Source organism: Brachyspira catarrhinii, from assembly GCF_005518285.1.
Lineage (GTDB): Bacteria > Spirochaetota > Brachyspiria > Brachyspirales > Brachyspiraceae > Brachyspira > Brachyspira catarrhinii.
Map to the genome: position 1 here is coordinate 1 of NZ_SJDU01000112.1, position 6,581 is coordinate 6,581.

At 31.5% G+C, this 6,581-nt stretch carries 5 protein-coding genes; 3 read left to right on the forward strand and 2 right to left on the reverse strand.

Annotation, left to right across the window (positions count from 1 at the left end; translation table 11 throughout):
• Positions 1–91: 91 nt before the first annotated feature.
• Genes EZH24_RS05615 through cls form a run of 3 tightly spaced genes read left to right on the forward strand, consistent with a single transcriptional unit; the run spans position 92 to position 4,573 of the window.
• Positions 92–1,060 (forward strand): ketoacyl-ACP synthase III, encoded by a 969-nt coding sequence (locus tag EZH24_RS05615; RefSeq protein ID WP_137998160.1) that lies wholly within the window; start codon positions 92–94, stop codon positions 1,058–1,060.
• Positions 1,061–1,063: 3 nt separating this feature from the next.
• Entirely contained in the window at positions 1,064–3,043 is a 1,980-nt protein-coding gene (locus tag EZH24_RS05620; protein ID WP_137998161.1) for an ATP-dependent helicase, read from the forward strand.
• Positions 3,044–3,100: 57 nt separating this feature from the next.
• Entirely contained in the window at positions 3,101–4,573 is a 1,473-nt protein-coding gene (cls, locus tag EZH24_RS05625; RefSeq protein ID WP_137998162.1) for a cardiolipin synthase, read from the forward strand.
• Positions 4,574–4,683: 110 nt separating this feature from the next.
• Here cls and EZH24_RS05630 read toward each other — a convergent pair whose 3' ends face one another.
• Complete coding sequence (locus EZH24_RS05630) at positions 4,684–5,607, reverse strand: TDT family transporter (protein ID WP_137998163.1); 924 nt, start codon at positions 5,605–5,607, stop codon at positions 4,684–4,686.
• 22 nt (positions 5,608–5,629) lie between these two features.
• Complete coding sequence (locus EZH24_RS05635) at positions 5,630–6,154, reverse strand: C-GCAxxG-C-C family protein (protein WP_137998164.1); 525 nt, start codon at positions 6,152–6,154, stop codon at positions 5,630–5,632.
• Between the last annotated feature and the right edge of the window lie 427 nt (positions 6,155–6,581).

Consider the following 6,581-nt stretch of genomic DNA (forward strand, 5'->3'; position numbering starts at 1 on the left):
ATAGATTTTTTATTTTTTTGTATTAAACTATATAATAAAAATCATATAAAAATTATAAATAAAATAGAAAAATAAAAATTGGAGAATAGAAATGAAGAGAGCATATATCAAAAATATAGCCTATTATGTCCCTGAAAAAATATTGGACAATAAATATTTTGAAAGCATTTTGGATACGAACAACGAATGGATAGTAACTCGCACGGGAATAGAAACGAGAAGAATGGCAAGAGAAGACGAAACTATTTTTGAAATGGGATTAAACGCTGTGAAGAATTTGCAAAATAAAGGCGTAGATTTAAGCGATATAGACACGATTATAGTTCCGACAGTTACTAAAGATTATATATTTCCTTCAATGGCGGGGCAGATTCAAAAAGCGCTCGGTTTAAAACATTGTTTCGCTTTGGATTTTTCGGCGGCTTGTTCTGGCTATGTTTACGCTTTAAATACTATCACCGCGTTGATAGAAAGCGGGCAGTCAAAAAATGTTCTTATGTTATGCAGTGAAAAATTGACTAAAGATATAAATTGGAAAGACAGAGGAACGGCAATTTTATTTGGAGATGCGGCTACCGCTTCTTTGATAACGGGAAGAGAAGACGGAAGAGGCGTTTTGGCTATGGATATGCAAAGCGAACCCGATTTGACTATCGTTTTAAATGGAGGAAGCGCATGCCCTATAAGAGCGGAAGATTGCGATGGAGCGGATTTTAAAATATATATGGAAGGCGGAGAAACTTTCAAAAGGGCGGTTACAGAATTTTCAAACAGCATAGATAGAGTTTTAGCAAAAGCGGGAAAAAGTTTATCGGATGTAAAATTCTTCGTTCCGCATCAGGCTAATTTGAGAATAATTCAAGCGGTTGCAAAAAGAATAGGACTTCCAATGGAAAAAGTAAGCGTCACTTTAAACAAATTTGGAAATTCTTCTTCTACGAGTATAGGATTGGCTTTAAACGATGCGCTTGAAAAAAATAAAATTAAAGACGGAGATTTGGTTTTATTCACTGGATTCGGCGGCGGTTTTACTTGGGGTTCAACATTAATGATTTGGTAATAAATGGATATACTTGAAAATATTAGTTTGGTTCAAAGAGAGGCGATACTGCATAGAGGAAGCCCTTTGCTTTTGCTTGCGGGAGCTGGAAGCGGTAAAACTCTCGTCATAACTAAAAAAATTGCCTACTTGATAAAAGAATGCGAAATTCCGCCCGAAAGGATAATGGCTGTCACTTTTACCAATAAAGCGGCAAACGAAATGAAAAACAGAGTATGCGAACTTTTGCCTGAAATAAAACCTTACAGATTATTTGTTAGAACTTTTCACTCGGCATGTTTAAGAATACTGAAAGAAAACGCAAATTATGTAGGCTATAAATCCGATTTTATAATTTTGGACGAAAGCGATAAATTAACGATTATAAAAAGAATTATGAAAGAAGAGGAAACTCCGAAAAGCATAACTCCTAAACTTGTAATAAAATTTATCTCAAATGTTAAAAACGAAATGGAAGACAAAATTAATTATGACAGGAATATTTTTGAAAAAATTTATAATAAATATTTGGAATACGAACTTAAAGAAAATTTAATGGATTTTGACGACCTTATACTAAATACGATAAAATTATTTGAAAAAGAAAAAGCGGTTTTAAATTATTATAAGGAAAGATTCAAATATATTTTAGTGGACGAATTTCAAGACACGAATCCGCAGCAGTATAAATTGGTAAAATTGCTCGCTCAAAATTCCGAAAACGATTTGACGGTTGTTGGAGACGATGACCAAAGCATATACGCTTTCAGAGGAGCGACTATTGTAAATATACTTAATTTTGAAAACGATTTTCCAAATACAAGAATAATCAGACTCGAAGAAAATTATAGATGCCCGAAAGATATTGTCGAAGCGGCTTTAAGTGTCATAAAAAATAATTCTAAAAGACATAGAAAAAATGTTTTTTCAAATAAAGACAGTCAATACAGAATAGAAAATTGGATTTGCTATTCGGATTTAGAAGAGGCAAAAGAAGTAGCCGAAGAAATAGAGCGACTTTTCGATTTGGGATTTGAAGCGAAAGACATCGTTATTTTATTTAGAACAAACAGCCAATCGAGAGTTTACGAAAAAGAATTGCTTATTCATTCGATTGATTACAAAATTTTAGGCGGAGTCGGTTTTTACGAAAGAATCGAAATAAAAGATTCAATAGCTTTTTTAAGATTAATGACGGGGTTCAAAGATAATTTTAGTTTCAGAAGGACGATTAATACTCCTCCGCGTTCGATAGGCGAAAAAAGTTTGTCTAATTTCGAAGATTTTGCAATGTTAAGAGGTTTGACTTTATTTGACGCGATTGATTATATAGAAGAATCCGCATTACCTAAAAAAGCGAAAAATAATATAAAGGCTTATAAATCGATAATAGAAGATTATTCGGAGAAAATAAAAGAAGATACGGAAATCAACGAAGGAATCAATATAGAGCAAATATTTTTTAATTTTTTAAATGAAATAGATTATTTTTCAATTTTTAAAAGCGATGGCGAAATAAGAATGGCAACGGCAAACGATAATATAAAAGAGCTTTTTAGAGCTTATTACGATTATAAATTAATCGAAAATGACGCGAATATAAATATTTTTTTGGAAGAAACTTCGCTTTATAGAGATACTTCAAACAACGAAAATAAAGACGCGATAACTTTAATGACGGTTCATAACGCTAAAGGTTTGGAATTTGAAGCGGTTTTTATGACGGGAATGGAGCATAGCGTTTTTCCGCATTATTTCGCTTTGGAAGAGGAAAACGGAATCGAAGAAGAGCGAAGACTTTTTTATGTGGCGATAACGAGGGCAAAAAAGAAACTTTATTTAACTTACTCTAAAAGAAGAAGAATAAACACGGGAATAATGGAACAAATTAAATCTTCTTTTTTAGAAGAGATACCTAAACATTTGATGGATATAAAAGAAAAAAATTCTTATCGTTATAATCATAATTATATTGAGATAGACGAAGACGCTTTTGATTATTGATTTTAAATTTACTTTAACCGACTTTTAATTTTTCTTTTAATATTATAAGATTATTATATGATTTTTTATGTATTAACTATAATATTTTTCTGTTATGTAATTTTTATTGCGATAAAAATGCTTCTTGAAAATAAGCCTCCTTATTCGTTTATAGCTTGGCTTACCGTTTTGGTTTTTCTTCCATACATTGGAGTTATATTTTATATTTTTTTGGGAATGAATTGGAAAAAATCAAAAAAGAAAATTTCGGCGAGGCTTCCAGAAGATATGTTAAAAAGGCATTTCTCTCCTATATTGGACGAGCAAATCAATATAATTAATAATATGGGCGGACTTTACGGTAAAAATGTAAACTTGGTTAAACTTGCCATAAAAAGCGGATACTCTCCGATAACCGTTCAAAACGAAGTTTCAATATTTGATAACGGCGAAGAACTTTTTGAAAACATGATAAACGATTTGAAACTTGCGGAAAAAACTATTCACATGGAATATTTTATTTGGCGAAGCGACAAACTCGGAAAAAAAATAAAAGACATTCTTATAAAGAAAGCAAAAGAAGGAGTGGAAGTCAGATTGATATTTGACGGCGTGGGTTCTATGTTGCGCATAAGCCGAAAGTATAGAAGAGAATTAAGAAGAAACAAAATAAAATTTTTATATTATCATGACCCTTTTTCAATTTTTTGGACAAGATTCGTCAATTATAGAAATCACAGAAAAATAGTGGTTATAGACGGAATCGTCTCATATATGGGAGGTATGAATTTGGGACAGGAATATATTGACGGCGGAAAAAGATTTTCTTCTTGGCGGGATATTCATTTAAGAATAGTGGGAGATTCATGTAATTTGATACAAAATATTTTTATTTGCGATTGGCATAACGCTGGCGGAAAAGATTTGGATTATGTTCTTGACGATAATTCCAATAATTCAACCGACATGAAAAATTTATTTCCTCTACCTATTACCGAAAAATATTTGCCCGTTCAAATTCTCTCTTCGGGTCCAGATTCAAAATGGGATACGATTCAAAAAGTTTATTCCAAGATGATAGAAGAAGCTAAAGAAAGCGTTTATATCGAAAGTCCTTATTTCGTTCCCGATGAAGGATTTTTACAAATTTTAGAAAACGCTTCTTTGTCGGGAGTCAATGTCAATTTAATGATAACGGGACATCCCGATAAACTTCTCGCTTGGTGGGTGGCTCAAACTTATTTTGAAACTCTGCTTAAAGCGGGCGTGAATATTTATTTATATCAAAAAGGTTTTCTGCATAGTAAATTCTGCATTATAGACGGAAGCATTGTCTCATGCGGAACTTGTAATATGGATGTTAGAAGTTTTTATTTGCATTACGAAATGAACGCCGTTATTTACGATTCGGAAATTTCCAAAAAATTTGAAAATATATTCAAAAAAGATATTTTAAATTCGCATAAAATAACCGCCGAAGAATACGCCAAACAACCCGTTTTAGTTAGGTTAAGGAATTCCGCTTGTAGAATAATAGCGCCTGTTTTATAATAAAGTTCTTATAGATTGTTTTATTTAGAATTTTATAAATTTGATAAAACGAAATAAACTCCTACGAAAATAAAATTATAGGAGTTTATTAATTCGTTATATTAGTTATACTAACTTTTTTTATTAACGAAAATAAATTTCATAAAACTTGCATATACAAATATAACAAGTATTATGGCTATAAAACTTTCTATTAAAACAAAAGTTTGTAAAAAAGGCATAGGATGTCCAAGATTATTAAAACAAACCATAGACTGCTTTAAAGCGATAGCCGTAATAACAAACGGGAAAGTAAACGATGCAAAACTTGGATAAAACTGTAATTTGATATATTTAATAAGTTGCGCCAATGCAAATATATAAAGTATAGTCGATACTATAAGCATAACGACTAAAAATATAAACGCCTTTGGATTAACCGACTGAATATATCCAGCTATGCATAAACTCATAGGCGCGCCGTATATACATATAAGAGGTTTAGCGGGTTCTGGTATTTCCTTATATTTTATATATCGAATACTAACTAAAATCAATAATAAAATAAGCGCTACAAATCCAAACCAAAAACAGGCAGTTCCTATTTTAAGTTGATTGTAAGCGGGAGCCGTAACCGATGCCGCGACTATTCCCACATATACTATATAATAGCTTGCGAATACTTTTTTTATATCAAGCTTTGCTATAAATTTTATTGTAAAATATATTATAAGCGCTATATGTAAAACGATTGCAAAAATCCATATATAAAATGCGACTTGTCCTATAAAAGGTTTTGCATAAACGGTAAGAAGCATAAGCGCCATTGGAAAAGTTCCAGAAACTGACGCCATTATAGGATTTTCCATATCTTTTTTTACATCTTCAAAACATAAAATTAATTTAAGTATTACGAGTATAAGTAAAAATACCGCCAATACTCCGCAAATATATCTTACATTTTCCGAATAGCTTTGAAGCAAGTTCCCAAGAGCGGATACGCCGAGCATAAGTCCGCAAATTGGAATCGGGACTTTTTTAATTACATCTTTCATATTTTTCAACCAACCTTAAATATCAAATGTCCGCAATCTTTCTTCTTTCGCCAGGTTCGTCAACTTCGTCTATATTTTTTATTCCAAGTTCTCTTGAAATTATTTGAGCCACTTTCCAAGCGCAAAGTCCCGTATAGTAAATGCATTGCTCTTTATGTTCGCCTTGCCCCATATTAAATTCTCTGGTAAGAACTCTGCAGCAAATTGCATTTTTACCGTTATGTTCTTTGAACCATTCATGAAGCTCATGCGTTAATTCCAAACATTTTATGCTTTTTGGGTCTGTTGGTCCCGCTTGTTCCGTTCTTCCAAAAAACATTCCGAGAGCCAATATTCCTCCATTTAAAGCTCCGCACATACATCCCGACTTTCCCGCGCCAACCGCCATACCAGATGCCATCGCTATAACCTCGTCTGGCACATCAAGTTTTAATTCGTCTTTTATTGTGCTTATGAGCGCTTCGCAGCAATAATAACCTCCTTTGAATCTTCTATCGGCTTCTCTTTGAATCGCTCTTGGACTTATTTCTGTTACTCCTATAGTCATAATATTTCTCCTTAAAAATAAAATTTATAATTAATATTGTTTTTTTAAACTGTTTTTTCTAATGTATTTTTTATCAAATTAGATATTGATTCCTATAATCTCACGGATTACTTAATTTTTAGATATGAGGAAAAGCTAACGCATTGAAAAGTAGAATAAGTATTTTACAAGATTTGACGAAAAATAATTCATTCATAATTTTTCCTATCAATTTTATAATCGAATTATAACAAATTTATAAAAAATAGCAATAGTTAATTTATTATTCTCTGCTTATTTTTTATAATCTAATTTCATATTGACTGTATTTTAATATAATCCTTGAAAATTATAAATTCTATGTTATAATCGTAAAATCAAAAAATAAAAAAGGTTCTAAAACAGATGGAAAAAATTGAAGAAATAAATAAAATTATCGATTCCAATA